We start from the raw sequence: 20,202 nt of genomic DNA on the forward strand, positions 1-20,202 counted from the left end.
TCATGAGCTTCCTGCAACCCAATCATCCGGGCATCGAGCTCGGCATCAACATCGACCACGTCGCCACGCTGCGCAATGCGCGCGGCACGTCCTATCCCGATCCGCTGCAGGCCGCGCTGCTGGCCGAAGAGGCGGGCGCGGATGCAATCACGCTGCACCTGCGCGAGGATCGCCGCCACATCAAGGATGCCGATGTCGAACTGATCCGTCCGCAATTGCGCACGCGCATGAATCTCGAATCGGCGGTGACGTCGGAAATGATCGACTTCGCCTGCCGCATCCGCCCGCAGGACGTCTGTCTGGTGCCCGAGCGGCGCGAGGAAGTGACGACCGAAGGCGGGCTCGACGTGGTGCGTCATTTCACCGAGGTCAGCGCCGCCGTGCGGCAACTGCACGCGCAGGACATTCGCGTGAGCCTGTTCATCGATCCCGATGCCGAACAGATCGCGGCCGCCGAGGAAACCGGCGCGCGCGTGATCGAACTGCACACCGGCCGCTACGCGGACGCGCACGACGATGCCGAACAGCAGCGCGAACTGGCGCGCATCCGCGATGCCGTGACCGAAGGCGTGCGCCATGGCCTCAAGGTCAATGCCGGCCACGGCCTGCATTACACCAACGTGCAGGCGATCGCCGCGATTGCCGATATCGCCGAACTCAACATCGGCCACGCGATCGTCGCGCACGCGGTGTTCGCCGGCTGGCAGAACGCGGTGCGCGAGATGAAGGCCATCATGGTGGCGGCGCGCCTGTCCGGGCACATGGCGGAGCGCGCATGATCTACGGCATCGGCACCGACATCATCCAGATCTCGCGCGTGGAAGCGGCGCTCGGCCGCCACGGCGACCGTTTTGCGGAACGCGTGCTCGGCGACCAGGAGCTGGAGAAATATCATCGCCGCAAGGCCAAGGTCGAGGCGCGCGGCCTGCGCTTCCTGGCGACGCGCTTCGCGGCCAAGGAAGCGTTTTCCAAGGCGATCGGACTCGGCATGCACATGCCGATGACCTGGCGCGCGATGCAGACCTTGAACGCGCCGAGCGGCAAGCCGGTCGTCGTGACCAGCGGCGCGCTCGAACGATTCATGCGCGAAAACGGTCTGAGCGCGCAGGTGACGATTACCGACGAAGTCGATTACGCGGTCGCCTTCGTGATTGTGGAGAAGACATGAACGCAGTACACGCCAACCTGCCGGGCGCCTTCGGCCCCGTGATGCTCGACGTGGTCGGCACCGAACTCGACGAGAACGATATCCGCCGCATCCGCGATCCGCTGACGGGCGGCGTGATCCTGTTCGCACGCAACTATCGCGACCGCGCGCAGCTGACGGCGCTGACGGCCGCCATTCACGAGGCGCGTCCCGGCATCGTGATCGCGGTTGATCACGAAGGCGGCCGCGTGCAGCGCTTCCGTACGGACGGCTTCACGCACCTGCCGTCCATGCGCAAGCTGGGTCAGTTGTGGGATCGCGACGTGCTGGCGGCGACCAAGGCCGCGACCGACGTCGGCTACGTGCTGGCGAGCGAGCTGCGTGCCTGCGGCGTCGATCTGTCGTTTACGCCGGTGCTCGATCTCGACTACGGCGAGTCGGGCGTGATCGGCGACCGTTCCTTCCATCGCGATGCGCGCGTGGTCACGCTGCTGGCGAAGAGCCTCAACCATGGTCTTGCGCTGGCCGGCATGCGCAACTGCGGCAAGCACTTTCCGGGGCACGGCTATGTGAAGGCCGACTCGCACCTCGAGATTCCGGTTGACGAACGCACGCTCGATGCCATTCTTGCCGAAGACGCCGCACCGTATGGCTGGCTCGGCCTGAGCCTGGCCGGCGTGATGCCGGCGCACGTGATCTATCCCAAGGTGGACCGGAATCCGGCCGGCTTTTCGCACAAGTGGCTGACCATGCTGCGCCAGCGCTTCGGCTTCAAGGGCATCATCTTCAGCGACGATCTCAGCATGGAAGGTGCGCGCTTTGCCGGCACCGTGGTGGACGGCGCGCACGCCGCGCTGGACGCCGGCTGCGACATGGTGCTGGTCTGCAATTCGCCGGAACGCGCGGACCAACTGCTGGCGGGGCTGCGCATCAAGCCGGGCCGCGCCGCCGCCGAATCGGCGGCGCGCATCGCCGAACTGATGCCGCGCACGCCGGCGCTCGGCTGGGACGAATTGCAGCAGGATGCACGCTACCAGTCCGCGCGCAAGACGGCGCTCGACCTGGCAGCCGGCGCGGGATGACGCAGGGGACGCACATGTCCGATCGACCGGAAACTGGCGCGCAGGAAATACGTGCGTTGCTGCTCGAAACGGTAGCGAAGCTGCCGAACCTGCCGGGCGTCTATCGCTACTTCGACGCCGACGACAATCTGCTCTACGTCGGCAAGGCACGCGATCTCAAGAAGCGCGTTTCGAGCTATTTCCAGAAGAACATCGCGAGTCCGCGCACGGCGCTGATGGTCGAGCGCATTGCGCGGCTCGAGACCACCGTCACGCGCAGCGAGGCCGAGGCGCTGCTGCTCGAGAACAACCTGATCAAGACGCTGCAGCCGCGCTACAACATCCTGTTCCGCGACGACAAATCGTATCCCTACCTGAAGATTACTGGCGGCGCCTTTCCGCGCATGGCCTACTACCGCGGCGCAGTCGACAAGAAAAACCAGTACTTCGGCCCGTTTCCGAGCGGCTGGGCGGTCAAGGAATCGATGCAGATTCTGCAGAAGGTCTTTCTGCTGCGCACCTGCGAGGATTCGGTGTTCGCCAACCGTACGCGACCCTGCCTGCTGCATCAGATCAATCGCTGCAGCGCGCCATGCGTGGATTTCATCAGCAGGGAAGACTACGCGCTCGACGTCGAGAACGCCGCGATGTTCCTGCGCGGCCGCCAGAGCGAGGTGCTCGATACCTTGCAGGCCAAGATGCAGGCGCATGCCGAGGAGTTGAATTTCGAGCAGGCTGCGGTGGTGCGCAACCAGATCACGGCACTGTCGCGCGTGCTGCATCAGCAGAGCATGGAAACCGGCAGCGAGGCCGACATCGACATCATCGCGGTGGTGGTGCAGGGCGGTCGCGCCTGCGTCAACCTGGCGATGGTGCGCGGCGGCCGCCATCTCGGCGACCGCGCCTATTTTCCGACGCACGTCGATCAGGCGCCGGCCGGCGAAGGCGAGACGCTCGAGGGTGAAGTCATCAAGGCCTTCATCGCGCAGCACTACATCGACAAGTTCGTGCCGTCGGCACTGATCCTGAATACCGACTTCGACGATCCGGAACTGATGCTGGCGTTGATGGCGCAGTGCGGGCACCGCATCAACCTGATCTTCCAGCCGCAGGGCGCGCGCCGCCAGTGGCTGGAAATGGCACAGAAGGGGGCCGAGATTTCGCTGGCGCGCCTGTTGTCGGAGCAGGGGTCGCAGCAGACGCGCACGCGGCTGTTGATCGAGGCGCTTGGCATCGAAGTGGAAGACATCGAAGCGTTCCGCGTCGAATGCTTCGACATCAGCCATACGCAGGGCGAGGCAACGCAGGCGTCGTGCGTGGTGTTTCATCACCATGCGATGCAGAACGGCGAATACCGCCGCTACAACATCAACGACATCACGCCCGGCGATGACTATGCGGCGATGCGCCAGGTGCTGATGCGCCGCTACGAAAAGGTCGCCAACGGCGACGGCGTGATGCCGGACGTGGTGCTGATCGACGGCGGCAAGGGGCAGGTCGAGATGGCGCGCCAGGTGTTCACCGAACTCGGGCTCGACATCAGCCTGATCGTCGGCGTCGCCAAGGGAGAAGGGCGCAAGGTCGGGCTCGAGACCCTGGTGTTCGTTGACGGGCGTGCGCCGCAGGAACTTGGCAAGGAGTCGGGCGCGCTGATGCTGATCGCGCAGATCCGCGACGAGGCGCACCGCTTCGCGATCACCGGCATGCGTGCCAAGCGCGCCAAGGCGCGCCAGACCTCGCGCCTCGAGGAAATCGAGGGCATCGGCGCCAAGCGCAGGCAGAAACTGCTGGCGCGATTCGGTGGTCTGCGCGGCGTGATGGACGCAAGCATCGAGGATTTGTCGTCGGTGGAAGGCATTTCGCGGCAATTGGCTGAAGACATTTACAGGCAATTGCATTAGATTACGGGGGCGGCGTCATCGGGCGTCGCGGTACCGAATGGAAAGAACACGTTTTTTGTCATGCCTTTCAATATTCCCATTCTCCTGACCTGGCTGCGCGTCGCGCTGATCCCGCTGATGGTCGGCGTGCTTTACATCCCGGACGCCTGGCTCGGCTCGTTCAACAAGACCCAGGGCCTGATCGCGACCGTGATCTTCATCGTGGCGGCGCTGACCGACTGGATCGACGGCTTCCTCGCACGGCGCTGGAACCAGACCTCGGCGTTCGGCGCCTTCCTCGATCCGGTGGCCGACAAGCTGATGGTCGCCGGCGCCTTGCTGGTGCTGATCGAACTGCAGAGAGTTGATGCCATCATCGCCTTCATCATCATCGGCCGCGAGATCACGATCTCGGCGCTGCGCGAATGGATGGCGCGCATCGGTGCGTCCAAGTCGGTGGCCGTCAGCTCGCTCGGCAAGATCAAGACCGCGGCGCAGATGACCGCGATTCCGATGCTGCTGTACTACGAAGACCTGTTCGGCATCAACCTGCAGTTCTGGGGCGACAAGCTGCTGTGGATCGCCGCGGTGCTGACCGTGTGGTCGATGTTCTACTACCTGCGCAAGGCATGGCCGCTGATCAAGGAAAAGGGCGGAAATCTGCTTTGATTTCGTGCAAGATTGCTTGACAGGGCAAGGCAATGCCTTTAAGATGCACCCCTGTTGTCGATGCGGGAGTAGCTCAGTTGGTAGAGCGATACCTTGCCAAGGTATAGGTCGAGAGTTCGAGACTCTTCTCCCGCTCCAGTTTCTTGAAAGGAAGCTCAACAAGGCTTCCTTTTTTGATAGATGGGTGCGCATGATCCCATCGGCACGAAGTAAAAAACATGCGGGAGTAGCTCAGTTGGTAGAGCGATACCTTGCCAAGGTATAGGTCGAGAGTTCGAGACTCTTCTCCCGCTCCAATACGGTTTGCAGCATCACGATCATGCTGCAGCCTTTTCAGGAAAAAAGGGACGCAAGTCCCTTTTTTCTTTTCTGCACTATCTTCCATTCCATCCCTTTGAGTCCCCGGGCGCAGATCGTTTCTCGGTCACGCATGAGCGATAGCCGTCATGATTTTGGCGCGCACAGGAAGCGCCCGTCCAGATACAGCAGCGGTGCAGGTGCTGCCGCCTGCTGCAGGCCGCCGGACACTTCTCCCAGTACGACGGCATGTGTCTGTGTCAGGTGGTGTCCCGATGTCTCGCAGAACAATACGGCCTGTGCCTTTGCCAGATAGGGCAGGCCCGTTCCATTGAAGCGCCATTCAGGATGCACAAAGCGGTCGGCGGCACGGCCGCTGCACATCCTGGCGACGTCTTCATGTTCCTGCCCCAGTATGTTGATGCAGAACCGATCCAGCCTGCGCACGGGTTCGTACAGGCTGGCCTGAAGGTTGATGCAGACCAGTACGGTCGGTGGCTGCAGCGAGACGGAAGTGAAGGAGTTGGCCGTCATGGCATGACGCTCGCCGTGCACGTCGCCGGTGGTGACGATGACCACGGTCGATGCGACGCCGCGCATGGCCTGTTTCAGCAGGATATCCGGAGCCATGGAAGAAGAATCGGTTGCGTCTGGCGAGGCGGTGGCCGGGGCGGGAGAAAGCGATGTATTGCGCATGAAAGGGCCGAAAACGCCGTGAAATGAGGAGAAATCTTTTTGTAAAAGATTCTCATTATACAAATAATACTTATTTCGTTTAGAATCTGGCTCCGGAGCAAATGCATTGCCGGCAGTCGAATCTTCACTCCGTCAAGGATTTGCGCATTCCCAACCGACCGGAGTAAACGAATGACTGTACTGAACGACGCCATGAAGGCCATGCTGGCCAAGCAGTTGCCGATCCAGGCCACCACCAGCAAGGACGGCCTGCCCGATATCGGCCCCAAGCGCTCGCTGCGCTTCTATGACGACAACACCCTGATCTACAACGAGAACACCGGCGGCCAGACGCTGCAGAACATCCGCGACGGCTCCAAGATGGCGATTGCCGTCATCGACCGCGAGGCGCTCGACGGCTACCGTTTCGTCGGGACGCCGGAAATCTTTACCGAAGGCAGCAAGCCTTACGAGAATGCGCTGGAATTTGCGGCCGGCAACAACATGAAGCAGCCGAAGTTCGCGGTGCTGATCCACATCGACAACATCTACACGCTGCGTTCGGGACCGGATGCGGGCAAGCAGTTGTAATCGTCGTGCCGCCTGTTGCGGCGGCAAGAGATGCAAAGAAAAAAGGCCGGTTTCCGGCCTTTTTTCTTTGCGCGAAGCGATCACGCGGCGGACAGTGGCTGCGGCACGGTGTTTTCCTGCGTGTCGGCCCATTGATCGCGTATGCGCAGGACGTCCGGGATGCAGTCGAGAAAAGCCGTGACGAGTTCCGGATCGAAGTGCCGTCCGCTTTCCTCGCGGATCAGGGCCAGGGCTTCATCGACCGTCCATGCGCGCTTGTAGGGACGCACACTGGTGAGTGCATCGAACACATCAGCGAGGGCGACGATGCGCGCAACATGGGGAATGTCGTCGCCGCCGAGCCCGTGCGGGTAGCCGCTGCCATCCCACTTCTCGTGATGGTTGAGGGCGATGACGGACGCCATGCGCAGCAGGCCGGACGGATGTTCGCCGATGATGCGCGCGCCGATCACGGTGTGCTGCCGCATGATCGTCCATTCGTCCTCGGTCAGCTTGCCCGGCTTTTGCAGGATGGCGTCAGGGATGCCGATCTTGCCGACGTCGTGCATCGGCGCCGCGTGGAGCAGGTCGTCGGCGGCGCAGTTGCTGTAGCCGACCGCCAGCGCCAGGGTGCGTGCATAGTGGCTCATGCGAATCACGTGCAGACCGGTCTCGTTGTCCTTGAATTCAGCGGCTGCGCCCAGGCATTGCACGATCTGCAGGCGGGTTTGCAGCACTTCGCTGGCCTGCACTAGTGACAGATGGGTGCGCACGCGAGCCTGCACGATGTGCGGGTTGAACGGTTTGCTGATGTAATCGACTGCGCCGAGTTCGAGGCCCTGCTGTTCGTTGGCCGCTTCGGCCAGTGCCGTCACGAAGATGACCGGAATCGAGGCCAGCGAGAGATCCTGCTTCAGGACGCGGCAGACTTCGTAGCCGGAAAGCCCCGGCATCATGATGTCGAGCAGGATCAGGTCCGGGTGCTCCGTACGCACGAGTTCCAGCGCCTTGTAGCCGTCCTTGGCGAACAGCAGGCGGTAATCGTCTTGCAGGGTATGGCGCAGGACCTGCAGATTGACCGGCTCGTCATCGACCAGCAGCAGGGTACGGCGAGGGTCTTTCATTCGTTGCATGCCATGGTCCTGTTCATGTCGGGGTTGCGGCGGTATGTGTTGCGGCCAGTTCTTGCAGCAGGACGTGCGCCTGGGCGAATTCGAAGTTATCGATCGCGGTGCGCAGGGCTTGGGCCTGGGCGCGCTGGTCGATGGCCTCGAGTCCGGCACAGACGGCTTCCAGTGCGGTGTCGTCGAGTTCGCTGCGTGCCATGCATGCCAGCAGTCGCTGGATGTGCGGCTGCAGGTCGGATGGTTGCGTCGCTGCGACAACGGCAGGTGATGCAGCCAACCCGGCACCGCTTGCCTGAAGCTCGCGCTGGGCAGTTTCGAGGGCTGCCTGCAGTTTCGCGACAAGGGGACGAAGTTCGTCGCGCCCGCCGGCGCGCAGCATGTCTTCCAGCGCTGCCGCGCGATGCGACACTTCGGGCAGCGCGAGATTGCCGGCGGCGCCGCGAATGCGGTGCAGATTCGCCTGCAGCAGTTCCCAGTCGATGTCGGCATCGGCGGCAGGCAGTGGATGGTCGGCTGCAATCGCATGCAGGAAGCTTGTCATCTCCTTGATCAGCCGGGCCTCGCTTCCCCACAGCGCGATGCCCGTGGTCCAGTCGATCGACGGCGCGTGTTGCTGCTCGCCTCCGTTGTCTGTTGCGGGCATGGCGGCATGGATGTTGAGCACCTGGGCGATCTCTTCGAACAGGTGCGGCACGTCGAGCGGTTTGACGGCGAAGCCATCCATGCCGGCCTGGCGCGCGGCACGTCGATCTTCCGCCATCACGCTGGCCGTCAGCGCGATGACGGGAGTGTGTGGGCGGCCCGTCTGTCGTTCGTGCTGGCGGATCAGGCGCGTGGCCTGCAGGCCGTCGGTGCCCGGCATGTGGACATCCATCAGCACGACGTCGAAGCTGCCTGCCGTGAATTTCTCGACGGCCTCGGCACCGTCGCCTGCGGTGACGACAAGATGGTTGCCGTCTTCCAGTGTCAGTGTCAGCAGTTCCAGGTTCTGTGCCACGTCATCGGCGATCAGGATACGCAGCGGCGGCAGCATCTGGTGCACGGTGTCGAGGCGCGCCGTGTCCGGTTTCTGGCCACGCGGCAACGGCAGGCGCACGTGGAAGGTGCTGCCGCGGCCGACTTCGCTTTCGACCTCGATGCTGCCGCCCATCAGGTCGACCAGTTGGCGCGCAATGGTGGTGCCGAGCCCGGTACCGCCGAAGCGGCGGCTGATCGAGGCATCGGCCTGCGTGAATGGCGCAAAGATCGATTGCACCTGCTGCGGTGTCATGCCGATGCCGGTATCGCGCACCTGGACATGGACCATGTCTTCCTCGTGGGAGAAGATCACGTCGATTCCGCCGCGCTCGGTGAACTTGATAGCATTGCCGACCAGGTTGGTCAGAATTTGCAGCATGCGCAGCGGGTCGCCACGAAAGTATTCGTGCATGTCGGGCGGATAGTGCGTGGTCAGCGCAAGCCGTTTGGCATGCGCGCCCAGCCGCAGCGAGGATTCGACCTGCAGTGCCAGCCCCTTGAGCGAGAAGTCGATGGTTTCCAGCGAAAGTCCGCCTTTTTCCATGCGCGTGGTATCGAGAATGTCGTTGATCAGTCCAAGCAGCGAGCGCGACGATTGGCGGATGATGTTCAGGTGATTGCGCTGGGAATTGCTGAGATCGCTCTGCAGCAGCAGTTCGGTGAAGCCGATGATGGAGTTCATCGGCGTGCGGATTTCATGACTCATGTTGGCGAGGAAGGTGCTCTTGGCAGCGGCCGCGCGCTCGGCGCGTTCCGCCGTTTCGCGCAGCGATGCTTCCAGGGCGTGGCGTTCGCTGATGTCGGTGACGAAGCCGACGAACATCGGTTCTCCCGGCAGATCGACGCGCCCCACGCCCAGTCGCATCGGCATCAGGCTGCCATCCTTGCGCAAGCCCATGACCTCGCGTCCGGTGCCGATGATGCGTGCCTCGCCGGATTCGAGATAGTTGCGCAGGTAGCCGTCATGCCGCGACTGGTCGGGTTCGGGCATCAGCATCTTGATGTTGCGTCCGAGTACTTCCTCCGCCTGCCAGCCGAACAGGCGTTCGGCCGAATGATTGAAGCTCTGGATCAGGCCGCGGCTATTGATGGTGATGATGCCGTCAACTGCCGTATCGAGCGTGGCACGCAGGCGCGACTGGCTGTCTTCCATTCTGACGTACAGCTCCCGGGTCCGGATCAGGCCGTTGACGGCCGCCACCATGACCGTGACCGTGATGGTGAAGGTCGAGAGTGCCAGCGACGCATAGGTGTTGTTCAGCAGCAGGCCGGAACTGGCGGGGCCGGCTTCGCCGATGAAGCGCACGGCGGCCATGCCGGTGTAATGCATGCCGGCGATGGCCAGGCCCATGATGGTGCCGCTGGCCAGAAAGCGTTGGAAAGGACCCAGCGCCGTGCGGCGCAATCCGTAGCGCACCCATAGCGCGAAAATGGCAAGCAGCACGGCCACTGCGATGGACAGCAGGAAGGTCAGCGGTTCGTAGCGCATGAGGACCGGCGCCTGCATGGCCGCCATGCCGCTGTAGTGCATGGTGCCGATGCCAAGGCCGACCAGCGTGCCGCTCATCAGCAGTTGCTGCAGGTTGACATGCGGGCGCGACAGCATGCGCAGCGCGAGCCACGAGGCGATGCAGGCCGGTAGCAGGGACAGCAGGGTCAGGCTGGTGGCGTAATGCACATGCGTGGGCAGTTCGAAGGCCAGCATGCCGATGAAGTGCATGGTCCAGATGCCGCCGCCCAGTGCGATGGTGCCGGTGCCGATGGCAATGTGCCGATATACGGTGTTTTCGCTGCGGCGCGCAATCTGGGCCGTCTGCAACGCCATGGTGGCGGAGAAGATCGATACGAACAGCGACAGCAGCACCAGTCCCGGATGATGGCTACCATGCAGATAGGAGGCATCAGCCGCTGCTGCGGTGATGAAAAAGTGTTCGAAGATCCCCATCCGCCTGATTCCCGGTTCTGATTGATTCTGGCGCCACCTGCCGCGCATGGCATTGTGCTATCCGTTTGTGGGTAGCGGTATTCCATTCATATCGGTAGAAAGGAGGGGTTTCTTTAGTTGTCTGAATGTGAAGGAATGTGAATTTCTTTGCACGTTTTGAGTGCATAAAAGACAAGATGCCGAATCGTGCCGTGGTGGATTGAAAGCAATAAATAGGGGAAACAGCGTTTTTCCAAATTGCCTGATATGTCAAAAATGCACCAAAATATTTCAATTAACCGCACTTTTACGGTGCTTAATGCACTATTTACGTGCTTTCTCATTTATATTACGGCCCTCTGACTTTCATTGTTTCATTGATTCGGCTGTGGATAGCCATAGGGACTGCTCTCCGGGTTGAACGAAATTTCCGAAAAGTCGGCTTTCTACCCATCCATGTGAGGAGTGATCTTGAGTTATAGCAGCGTCGATGATTTCATGGCCATGATCGCCAAGCGCGATCCGCACCAGCCCGAATTCCTGCAGGCCGTGCGTGAGGTGATGACCAGCCTCTGGCCCTTCGTCCAGAATAATCCGCAGTACGCCAAGGCAGGTCTGCTCGAACGTCTGGTGGAACCCGAGCGCGTGATCCAGTTCCGCGTGTCGTGGGTCGATGACAGCGGCCAGGTCCAGGTCAATCGCGCCTTCCGTATCCAGCACAATTCCGCCATCGGCCCGTTCAAGGGCGGCATGCGTTTCCACCCGTCGGTCAACCTGTCGATCCTTAAGTTCCTCGCCTTCGAGCAGACCTTCAAGAATGCGCTGACCACGCTGCCGATGGGCGGCGGCAAGGGCGGTTCGGACTTCGATCCCAAGGGCAAGAGCGACGGTGAAGTCATGCGCTTCTGCCAGGCGCTGATCTTCGAACTGTATCGCCACCTTGGTTCTGACACCGACGTGCCGGCCGGCGACATCGGCGTGGGCGCGCGCGAGATCGGCTTCATGGCCGGCATGATGAAGAAGCTCTCCAACGACACTTCGGGCATCTTCACCGGCAAGGGCATCGCCTACGGCGGCAGCCTGATGCGTCCCGAGGCGACCGGTTACGGCACCGTCTATTTTGCGGAAGAGATGCTGCGCCGCGCCGGCAAGTCCTTCGATGGCCTGACGGTATCGATTTCGGGCTCCGGCAACGTCGCGCAGTTCGCGGCCGAGAAGGCGATGGAGCTCAATGCCAAGGTCGTGACCGTGTCCGATTCGGGCGGTACGCTGTACGTCAAGGAAGGCTTCACCGATGAACTGCTGGAAGAGCTGAAGGAATGGAAGAACGTCCAGCGCGGTCGCCTTGACGAATTCGCCAAGGTGCGCGGCCTGCAGTTCGAAGCCGGCAAGCGTCCGTGGCACATCCCGGTCGACATCGCGCTGCCATGCGCGACGCAGAACGAACTCGACGGCGACGACGCGCGCAAGCTGGTTGCCAACGGCGCGATCTGCGTGGCCGAAGGCGCCAACATGCCGGCCACGCTGGAAGCGGTCGATGTGTTCCTCGAGGCGCGTACGCTGTATGCGCCGGGCAAGGCGAGCAACGCCGGCGGCGTGTCGACCTCGGGCCTCGAGATGTCGCAGAACGCGCTGCGTCTGTCGTGGCACCATGCGGAAGTCGATGAGCGTCTGCACGGCATCATGAAGGAAATCCATGCCAATTGCGCCCACCACGGCAAGCGCGCCGACGGTTCGATCAACTATGTCGATGGCGCCAACATCGCCGGCTTCGTCAAGCTGGCCGATGCGATCGTTGCACAGGGCGTGTATTGAGTCGATCATGCCGACTCAACGACAAGCCGATCCATGTGGATCGGCTTTTTTTATGCGCGAGTGCGGCAGATCGCTTACTGGAAGTCGCGGCTGTGCACCCGGAGCGTACCGAGCAGATGCGTGTGATCGACGATGCGCTTGGCGACCAGGTGGTGGACGCCATCCTTGGTTTGCCAGATGCCGAATACCGTCATCAACTGCGCATTGAGGATTTCGCTGCGTTGCTTTTCCACGAGGGCGGGCCAGATGATGACATTGGTGATGCCGGTTTCATCCTCGAGGGTGACGAACATGGTGCCCTTGGCCGTGGGAGGGCGCTGCCGCATGGTGACGATGCCGGTGGTGCGGGCGATCTTGCGGTCGGCAAAGCCGCGCATTTCCAGTGAAGTGGAGAGATTCATCTGCCTGAGGCGAGGGCGCAGCAAGGCAAGTGGATGGCGCTTGAGCGTGAGGCCGACGCTGGCGTAGTCGGCGACGATTTCCTGCCCTTCGCTGGCGGCGGGCAGGACGAGCGGGGTTTCCGCGATGGGCGCGTCGCGCAGCAGTCGCGGCGGTGGCTGCATGGCGGCAACTTCCCATTTGGCCTGGCGGCGATGGCCGGTCAGGGGCAGCAGGGCATTGGCGCGTGCCAGTGCACCGAGTTCGAATTGATCCAGCACGGCGCGGCGTGCCAGATCGTCGATGCTGCGGAAGGAATGCGCAGCGCGTGCCGCGACGATGCGTTCGGCCGCGTCGGCGGACAATCCCTTGACCATGTGCAGGCCAAGCCGCACAGTCGGTTCGGCAGCGTGAATGTCTTCGAGCGTGGTATCGGTATCGCTGGCGGCGATATCGACCGGATGTACGCGCACGCCGTGCCGCTTGGCATCCTGCACCAGTTGCGAGGCGGAATAGAAGCCCATCGGTTGCGCATTGAGCAGGGCGGCCAGAAAGGTCGCCGGATAATGCCGCTTGATCCAGGCCGATACATAGACCAGCAGGGCAAAGCTGGCGGCATGGGATTCGGGAAAACCGTACTCGCCGAAGCCTTCGATCTGCCTGATCAGCCGTTCGGCAAATTCGGGTTCGAATCCGTTTGCCGCAAGGCCGCGCTTGAGCTTGTCGTTGTATTGCTCGAGCGTGCCCTTGCGCTTCCATGCCCCCATGGCACGCCGCAGTTCGTCCGCCTGACCGGGCGTGAAGCCGGCGGCACTGATCGCGATCTGCATCACCTGTTCCTGGAAGATGGGTACGCCGTAAGTGCGCGTGAGCGCTTCCTTGAGCTCATCGCGCAGCACGATTTGATCCTTGGGCATGCGCCGCTGCGTCAGATAGGGATGTACCATGCCGCCCTGTATCGGTCCCGGCCGCACGATCGCGACCTGCACCACCAGATCGTAGTATTCACGCGGCTGCAGACGCGGCAGCATGGACATCTGCGCGCGCGATTCGACCTGGAAGACGCCGATGGTATCGGCCGCGCAGATCATGTCGTAGGTTTTGGTATCGCCTTCCTTGATGTCCTGCATGGTGAATGCAGGGTCGTTGCGTTGCACGCGCAGCATGTCGATGGCGCGGTGTATTGCCGACAGCATGCCCAGCGCCAGCACATCGACCTTGATCAGGCGCAGCGCCTCGAGGTCGTCCTTGTCCCATTCGATCACGCTGCGTCCCTCCATGGCGGCATTCTCTATCGGTACCAGCCGCGCCAGGTTGTCGCGCGCGATGACGAAGCCGCCCACATGCTGCGACAGATGGCGCGGAAAGCCGATCAGCGTCTCGCTCAGTTCCACCAGCTTGTGCACGATGGGAGAGCGAGGATCGAAGCCGCATTCGCGCAGGCGTTCCTCGCGCACGGTGCGGCCGTCCCACCATTTGTGCGAGGCGGACAGGCGGTTGACCTGGTCGAAATCGAGACCGAGCGCCTTGCCTACATCCTTCATGGCCGAACGCGGCCGGTAGGTGATCAGCGAAGCGGCAAGGGCGGCACGATGGCGGCCGTATTTTTCATAGATGTACTGAATCACTTCTTCGCGCCGCTGGTGCTCGAAATCGACATCGATATCAGGTGGCTCGTTGCGTTCGCGCGAGATGAAGCGTTCGAACAGGACATTGCTGCGCTGCGGATCGACCTCGGTGATGCCAAGGCAGTAGCAGACGATGGAATTGGCGGCCGAGCCGCGGCCCTGGCACAGAATGTTCTTGCTGCGCGCAAAGCGGACGATGTCGTATACGGTCAGAAAGAACGGTTCGTACTGCAGCTCGGCGATCATCTCCAGTTCGCGATCGATCTGTTGCGTGATGGCGGGCGGAATGCCCTGTCTGAAGCGTCGCTGCGTGGCGCCTTCATAAGTCAGGCGGCGCAGGTAGCCGGACAGCGTTTCTCCTTCCGGCACGATTTCCCTGGGGTACTGATAGCTGATTTCCGTGAGGGAAAACGCGCACGTTTCCGCGATGCGCACGCTTTCTTCCAGCAGATCGGCAGGATACAGCTGTGCCAGCCGCAGACGGGAGCGCAAGTGCTGTTCGGCATTGGGCTGCAGCGCGAATCCGCATTCGGCCACCGGCTTGCCCAGACGAATGGCGGTCAGCGTGTCCTGCAGGGGTTTGCGCGAACGCACGTGCATCAGCACATTGCCCGCCGCGGTCAGGGACAGGGCATGGGCAGCGGCGATGGTGCGCAGGCAGGTCAGCCAGGTTTCGTCTTCGGCGCCACACAGAAGTTCCACCGCAATGCGTGCGCGGTCGCCGAAGGTACGGACCAGCCAGCCGGCCTGTTCGGCGAGGATGTCGGTGCCGGCGCCGCGCTGCGGAATCAACAGGGCGATGCAGTCGGGCAGGCCGGCGAGATGCGCAAAGCCCGGTTCGACTGCGACCATTGGCGAGGCATCGGCTGCCGCAACATCGAGGTCCTGGCGATGCAGCAGATAGCTGCCCTTGGCGGCACGCCTTCGCCCCAACGTAATCAGTTCCGACAAATTGCCGTAGCCGTTCAGGTTGGTTGCCAGGAATACCAGCCGGGTGCCGCAGGCCAACCCGATTTCGCTGCCGATGAGCAGATGCAGCTTCCGTTTTGCCGCTTCCACATGCGCGCGCACCACGCCCGCCAGGGAGCATTCGTCGGTGATCGCCAGGCCGCGGTATCCGAGTCGATGGGCGCGCGCCACCAGTTCTTCCGGATGCGAGGCGCCATGCAGGAACGTGAAGTTCGACTGGCAATGGAGTTCGGCATAGGCAGGAAGCAGGTCGGACATGTGATCGATTTGGCTAGATATTCTGAATGTTCATTCATGTGAAAATCATGATTTTTATTGTGATTGGCGAGTGATTGATGCAAAAAGATATTTTCTGAAATGGAGTGATCGTTCAATTTTTATCCGAACAGCCCATGCAGAAACCAGCCACCGCTTTCGGCTTCCTTCGGCACGCGTGCGCGGAATATCCACAGCAGGCAATGCGCTTCGTTCTGCGCGATGAAGTAGTCGCGCGTAGCAGGCTTGTCGTCCCACCAGCCGGTTTCGATGCGCTCCGGTCCGCTCAGCAGGGTCAGCGGACTTTGATAGAACGGTTTGTGTCCCTGGGTGGAGAGCGGCAGCGGCCGGGGCAGCAGCCAGGCGGGGCGCGCAGTCGCATGCCGGGGCTGCGAGGACTGGCCGCCACGGCGCGGGGCGCTGGTCAAGGCGGGTGTGATGACGCTGCGTTCCGGACGATGATCGTCAAACAGGGCGAGCTGACGCACGGCGTGAACGCCGAGACGGCTTTGCAGGCGTTCGATCAGACGGCTCGTAGTCTCCGCCTGCGCGGCGGGCGTCGGAAACAGTTCGGTATTCGCAGCAGCCTGCTCGACGATGCGGTCTGCTTCCAGCGAGAGTTCGATGACCGGTGCGATCAGGGTGAGCCGTGCCAGCCGTTCGCGCAGCAACAGGGTCAGGTGCTCCGGATCGCGGCTGGCCATGCCGAGCAGGATGGGCAGCGGTGTACTGCGGTGATCGCGCCGGCGCCGGGATTCATGATGCAGCCACAAGGTGATGCCGGCAACGGCGGCATGTCGTGCCGTCAGCCAGCCCGTCAATTGCAGCAGCAGGCGGCGTGCGGCAAACAGCAGGGATTCCGCATGCTCGATGCGCGAAGGCAGTTCCAGGGCGGCGTGGAAGACGGTGGGCGCTTCGAACCAGGCATGGGCTTCCGCTTCCTGCCCGTAGGCACGGTCCAGTTCGCCCAGCAGCTGCCGGCCGAAGCGGCGTGTCAGGCCGCCGCGCGGCAGACGGCGCAACTGGCCGATGGTATGGCAGCCGATGTCGTTCAAGGTTTCGAGATGAGGCGCGGCATGCTCGAGCGTGCGCACCGGCAGGCGATCGAGTGCACCGGTCTTGCTGGTGTCGGCTATCCCGCTCTGCGGACATTGCGCCTGCAGCCATGCGCCTGTGGCGGTAGGAGCGAATGCCAGACTGGCCTGCAATCCCAGCGTGTCCATGCCGTCCAGCAGTTTGGACGCGATACGTTCGCCTCCGCCGAACAGGCGCAGGCTGGCGGCGATTTCCATCAGCAGCCCGCATGGGCGCAGCGCGACATGGGGCGTGAAATGCAGTGCCCAGAGCGCTGCCTCCTGCAAGGCACGGTTTTCGGCCTGCATGTCGCGTGCGACGATCTGCAGACTGGCCGACAGGGCGCGTGCATTGCTTTCGGACATGCCGGCACGGATGCCGGCTTCGCCTGCCTGCCGGTCGTACCAGCCGATGCGTTTGTTTTCGGCGATGGCCAGCGGTGTGGTGTGTTCGTCGCTTTCCGGGTTATGCCGAGAGCGTAGCGCGGTGTCGAGCGGCAGTTGCGGCAAGTGCAGGGCGATCCACAGCATGGGAAGAAAAGGGCAGGATGGGTTCGGCCATGGCGCGTCGGGCAAATGGCTTGATCAGGACGTCCGGGATAGCGAGCGGCAGGAAGATGGGGGCGGCATGCACGGGGCCGCGTCGCTTGATGATCTCGACCGACATGCGTCCGGCTGCTGCCGGTTCGCACACCATGCGCAAAGGGGCGGGCGAGGATTGCTCGCGCGCTTCGCGCGGACGGAACACGAAGGTCAGGCCATCGCCGGCCGCAGCCGCCAGTTGCAGGCGGCGCAGATGGTCGGCACGCGCCTGCGGCAGCCAGCACAGCAGGGCGCCGAAGCTGGCGCTCTTGAGTGCCTGTTCGACCGCCCAGATGCGATCGGTGGGTTTGTCTGCCTCGATCAGCAGGACGTACTTGAGATCGATGCCCAGTTCGGTCAGCGCTGCGGCAAACGGAATGTGCGGCGGCGCCAGCAGGATCACGCTCTTGCCGGCGCGCGTCAGCTGCGACAGGGTAGGTGCCAGCAGCCGCAGTTCGCCAATGCCGGGATTGGCCAGCAGCAGCTCGATCAGTACGGAAGGCGGCCAGCCGCCGTTCGGCAGTTCGCGGTCCAGTGCACGGTGACCGGAGGCGATGCCTGCCACCTTGCAACTGCCCATCTGATCGCCGCGCCAGACCGAGTCGGGCAGGGTGGAAAGAATGGACGAATGGGCAAATGAGAGCGCGGATGGAACGGCAGCCATTGAAAACCTCCAGAAGTGCAAATCGGTAACGGGACCCGGATGCGGGCACACGTCAAATATACTGTATAAACATACAGTATAAAAGCGGTTTTTTTACGATGCCCGATTTTTCTGGAGGAGAGACGACTGGCGTTGGTCGTCTATTTTTTCTGTAATTCCCCGACGATTTCCCTGCTGAGTGCTTCGACCTGTTTATCGGTCATGGCCGAGAAGATGCCCTGCCAGGCCGACGATGAGGTGTTGTAGGCACGTTCGCCGAGGAGCTTGCCGCTGCGGGCATCGATGAAGCTGACGTTTGCATCGACGAAGGCATTGCCGGCGAAGGCACCCAGGCCGTAGCGTGTGCCCGTGCCCAGGTAACGATAATCCTTGATGTGTACTGCCACCACAGTGCCATCGCGGCCGGTGGCGCGCGGTTTGTCATCCTGTTCGGCATAGCCGGCACCGATTTCTGTGGCGGCGGTCTTCATGCCGCTCTGCCAGGCCGTTTTCAGCTTGGTCCAGTCTTCACCGGCGGTGTGCTGCGGGTCGCCTTCCAGATTGAGGACGATGTTCTTGGCGGAGGCGGCGCTGGTCTTGAGAGGTGGTGCGCTTGCAGTAGTCGTATTGACGGTGGCGGCGCAGCCTGCCAGCAGCATGCTGGTCACGGTGATCGGGAGCAGGACAAACTTCATGCATGGTCTCCTGAAGAAAAAGAATGATGACAAAAGATTATCTTTTGCGCATGTTATCTCATTTCTTCAGGATGCTGCCGGTACGATGGATTTTGCTGGCGAAGACCGTCGTTTACCTGGTCGGGGCTTCGATCAGCGCCATGCGCCGCCGCACGCGTTGCGCCTCTTCCGTGGCGCCGGCCTGTTCGGCGCGCAGCGCCTGCACATTGAGCCAGGCCAGCAGCGGCCGTTTCCAGCCTTGCGCCGAAGCGGTATCGACTGCGTTCTGGATCACGGCGGGCGTGGCGCGGTTGCTGCGGAACAGCACGCCGGCGGCGATCAGGCGCGAGAAGGGATCGGCAACCGCGGGCAGGGCAGCCGCCGCTGCGCTGTCGCTGCTCGCGCCGGCCACGCCGCGCTGCGCGGCCGGCAGCAGGGCGACGTCCTGCGGTTGCAGCCTGCCGTCCAGATAATCGGCATAGGCACGTTCGGCCGCTTCCGCATCCTGCCGCAGCGGCGCGAAGCCCGCGCATTCCTCCAGCACGAGGCTGGCGACCTGCGCTGCACAGCGCGTCAGTTCGACGCGCGCGATCATCTCGATCTTGCCGGTGCGCGCGACTTCGCTGCGGGCCAGCGCGTATTCCTGCTGCGCGACGCGGTCGCGGCCTTCGAGCCAAGCGATATTGGCGCGATCCAGCGCATTGCTGGCATCCATCTGCCAGCCCGGAGCGGGATTGCCGGCGCAAGCGGCCAGCAGGATGGCGGCAAGCAGCGAGGCGGTGGTGGTGAGCGATAGTTTCATCATGGCAGCTTCAATTCCGTATCGCGTGCAAACGGCCATTTGCGGTTGAGTTCATCGACCAGTTGTTCGACCTTGCGCACGCTGCGGTCAACATCGCCGCGCAGCACGTCGAGGTCGCCGGTGGCGGCGCGCGCATTGCCGCTGATGGCTTGCGCATCGGTCAGCACGGCATCGAGTTTTTGCAGGCTCTGGCGCGCCTCGCCGAGCATGGCATTGAGCTGGACGATGGTGGCCTGACTGTTGCCATCCTTGCCGAACAACTGCGCGTCGGCCTTGGCGAGCACGCCATCGACACGCGCCAGCATGCTGTTGGCGCGTTCCACGGTCGCCACCAGTTTCTTCGCATCCGTCTCATTGCCGAGCAAGGCACCAAGCGCACCGTGCGGGCCGTTGAGCTTGTCGGTCAGGGCCTGCACGTTGGCAAGCGTGGTCGATAGTGCCGATTGCGCATCGCTCAGGCCGTTGAGGTTTTCGATCAGTTGCTTGGCGGAGGCCACCAGCAGCGGAATCTCGGCCGCCACGTCGCCGACCAGCAGCGTGCGTTCGGCGCCTGCTTCCAGCGGCGGGTCTTCGGGAATGCCGGTAAAGGCGCGCAGGCGCGTGCTGCCGACGATCGGCCGTTCCATCGTGAACACGCTGGAAGTGCGCAGCCAGTGCGCATCCTTCTCGGCAACGGCAACGATCATGCGCGCCTTGCCGTCCTTGCCGAGTTCGATGCGGGACACGCGTCCGATCGGAAAGCCGGAGAAGGTCAGGTCCATGCCGACCGCCACGCCTTCCGCGTCGTCGGCCAGCAGCACCAGGTCCTGCGTCGATTCGAAGGCGCCGCGCGCATACATCAGGTAGCCGGCGGCGCTGCAGATCAGCGCGACCAGGAAGGCGAGCAGGATGGCCGCCTTGAATTCGAGATTGCCCTGCGCCAGCGGCGCGGCGACCGACGGCGGCACGGACGCGGATGGCGGCTCGGGAGAAGGCAGCGGAAGCGGCGGTTGTTCAGGCATGGGTTATCGACAGAG

Annotated in this window: 16 protein-coding genes and 2 tRNA genes; 9 read left to right on the forward strand and 9 right to left on the reverse strand. The window is 62.8% G+C overall.

Annotation, left to right across the window (positions count from 1 at the left end; translation table 11 throughout):
* Positions 1 to 2: 2 nt before the first annotated feature.
* The 7 genes from pdxJ to IEV38_RS14910 all read left to right on the forward strand — a co-directional run bounded on the left by pdxJ (position 3) and on the right by IEV38_RS14910 (position 5,053).
* Entirely contained in the window at positions 3 to 779 is a 777-nt protein-coding gene (gene pdxJ, locus IEV38_RS14880) for a pyridoxine 5'-phosphate synthase (RefSeq protein WP_188397457.1), read from the forward strand.
* Positions 776 to 1,168, forward strand: a complete 393-nt coding sequence (acpS, locus tag IEV38_RS14885) for a holo-ACP synthase (protein ID WP_188397459.1) — start codon at positions 776 to 778, stop codon at positions 1,166 to 1,168. Before pdxJ ends, acpS begins: the two co-directional genes overlap by 4 nt.
* Positions 1,165 to 2,229, forward strand: coding sequence for a beta-N-acetylhexosaminidase (nagZ, locus tag IEV38_RS14890; RefSeq protein ID WP_188397462.1), 1,065 nt, complete (start codon positions 1,165 to 1,167; stop codon positions 2,227 to 2,229). The genes acpS and nagZ overlap by 4 nt, the downstream gene beginning before the upstream one ends.
* A 14-nt stretch (positions 2,230 to 2,243) precedes the next feature.
* The gene (gene uvrC, locus IEV38_RS14895) at positions 2,244 to 4,109 is read left to right on the forward strand and encodes an excinuclease ABC subunit UvrC (RefSeq protein WP_188397464.1); all 1,866 of its coding nucleotides are present in this window, start codon (positions 2,244 to 2,246) and stop codon (positions 4,107 to 4,109) included.
* Between the two features lie 60 nt (positions 4,110 to 4,169).
* Positions 4,170 to 4,757 carry a CDP-diacylglycerol--glycerol-3-phosphate 3-phosphatidyltransferase gene (pgsA, locus tag IEV38_RS14900; protein WP_188397465.1) on the forward strand — a complete coding sequence of 196 codons (588 nt, stop codon included), beginning with the start codon at positions 4,170 to 4,172 and terminating at the stop codon, positions 4,755 to 4,757.
* A gap of 62 nt (positions 4,758 to 4,819) precedes the next feature.
* Positions 4,820 to 4,895, forward strand: a tRNA-Gly gene (locus tag IEV38_RS14905).
* Positions 4,896 to 4,977: 82 nt separating this feature from the next.
* A tRNA-Gly gene (locus IEV38_RS14910) sits at positions 4,978 to 5,053 on the forward strand.
* Between the two features lie 148 nt (positions 5,054 to 5,201).
* On the opposite strand, the gene IEV38_RS14915 is transcribed toward IEV38_RS14910, so the two are convergent.
* The gene (locus IEV38_RS14915) at positions 5,202 to 5,684 is read right to left on the reverse strand and encodes a flavin reductase family protein (RefSeq protein WP_188397467.1); all 483 of its coding nucleotides are present in this window, start codon (positions 5,682 to 5,684) and stop codon (positions 5,202 to 5,204) included.
* A 237-nt stretch (positions 5,685 to 5,921) separates the two neighbouring features.
* Here IEV38_RS14915 and IEV38_RS14920 point away from each other — a divergent pair, with 237 nt between their 5' ends.
* Positions 5,922 to 6,320: a pyridoxamine 5'-phosphate oxidase family protein gene (locus tag IEV38_RS14920; protein WP_188397469.1), complete on the forward strand. Its 399-nt coding sequence runs from the start codon at positions 5,922 to 5,924 to the stop codon at positions 6,318 to 6,320.
* A gap of 80 nt (positions 6,321 to 6,400) precedes the next feature.
* On the opposite strand, the gene IEV38_RS14925 is transcribed toward IEV38_RS14920, so the two are convergent.
* Together IEV38_RS14925 and IEV38_RS14930 are read right to left on the reverse strand one after the other, a co-directional pair.
* Positions 6,401 to 7,432, reverse strand: coding sequence for a response regulator (locus IEV38_RS14925; protein ID WP_188397471.1), 1,032 nt, complete (start codon positions 7,430 to 7,432; stop codon positions 6,401 to 6,403).
* A 13-nt stretch (positions 7,433 to 7,445) separates the two neighbouring features.
* The gene (locus IEV38_RS14930; RefSeq protein WP_188397472.1) at positions 7,446 to 10,388 is read right to left on the reverse strand and encodes an MHYT domain-containing protein; all 2,943 of its coding nucleotides are present in this window, start codon (positions 10,386 to 10,388) and stop codon (positions 7,446 to 7,448) included.
* 447 nt (positions 10,389 to 10,835) lie between these two features.
* Between IEV38_RS14930 and gdhA the strand changes: the two genes are divergently transcribed.
* Entirely contained in the window at positions 10,836 to 12,182 is a 1,347-nt protein-coding gene (gene gdhA, locus IEV38_RS14935) for an NADP-specific glutamate dehydrogenase (RefSeq protein ID WP_371869897.1), read from the forward strand.
* A 74-nt stretch (positions 12,183 to 12,256) separates the two neighbouring features.
* Here gdhA and IEV38_RS14940 read toward each other — a convergent pair whose 3' ends face one another.
* From IEV38_RS14940 to IEV38_RS14965, 6 genes are all read right to left on the reverse strand, one after another.
* Complete coding sequence (locus IEV38_RS14940; protein ID WP_188397474.1) at positions 12,257 to 15,415, reverse strand: error-prone DNA polymerase; 3,159 nt, start codon at positions 15,413 to 15,415, stop codon at positions 12,257 to 12,259.
* A 119-nt stretch (positions 15,416 to 15,534) separates the two neighbouring features.
* Positions 15,535 to 17,016, reverse strand: coding sequence for a Y-family DNA polymerase (locus tag IEV38_RS14945; RefSeq protein WP_229729072.1), 1,482 nt, complete (start codon positions 17,014 to 17,016; stop codon positions 15,535 to 15,537).
* Positions 16,952 to 17,731, reverse strand: coding sequence for a translesion DNA synthesis-associated protein ImuA (gene imuA, locus IEV38_RS14950; RefSeq protein ID WP_188397475.1), 780 nt, complete (start codon positions 17,729 to 17,731; stop codon positions 16,952 to 16,954). Before imuA ends, IEV38_RS14945 begins: the two co-directional genes overlap by 65 nt.
* Before the next feature lie 140 nt (positions 17,732 to 17,871).
* Positions 17,872 to 18,405, reverse strand: coding sequence for a DUF4410 domain-containing protein (locus tag IEV38_RS14955; protein ID WP_188397478.1), 534 nt, complete (start codon positions 18,403 to 18,405; stop codon positions 17,872 to 17,874).
* A 112-nt stretch (positions 18,406 to 18,517) separates the two neighbouring features.
* Entirely contained in the window at positions 18,518 to 19,189 is a 672-nt protein-coding gene (locus tag IEV38_RS14960; protein WP_308633634.1) for a hypothetical protein, read from the reverse strand.
* On the reverse strand, positions 19,186 to 20,187 hold the full coding sequence (locus IEV38_RS14965) for an MlaD family protein (RefSeq protein WP_188397480.1): 1,002 nt from the start codon (positions 20,185 to 20,187) through the stop codon (positions 19,186 to 19,188). The genes IEV38_RS14960 and IEV38_RS14965 overlap by 4 nt, the downstream gene beginning before the upstream one ends.
* Between the last annotated feature and the right edge of the window lie 15 nt (positions 20,188 to 20,202).

The organism is Oxalicibacterium flavum (assembly GCF_014635065.1).
GTDB lineage: Bacteria > Pseudomonadota > Gammaproteobacteria > Burkholderiales > Burkholderiaceae_D > Oxalicibacterium > Oxalicibacterium flavum.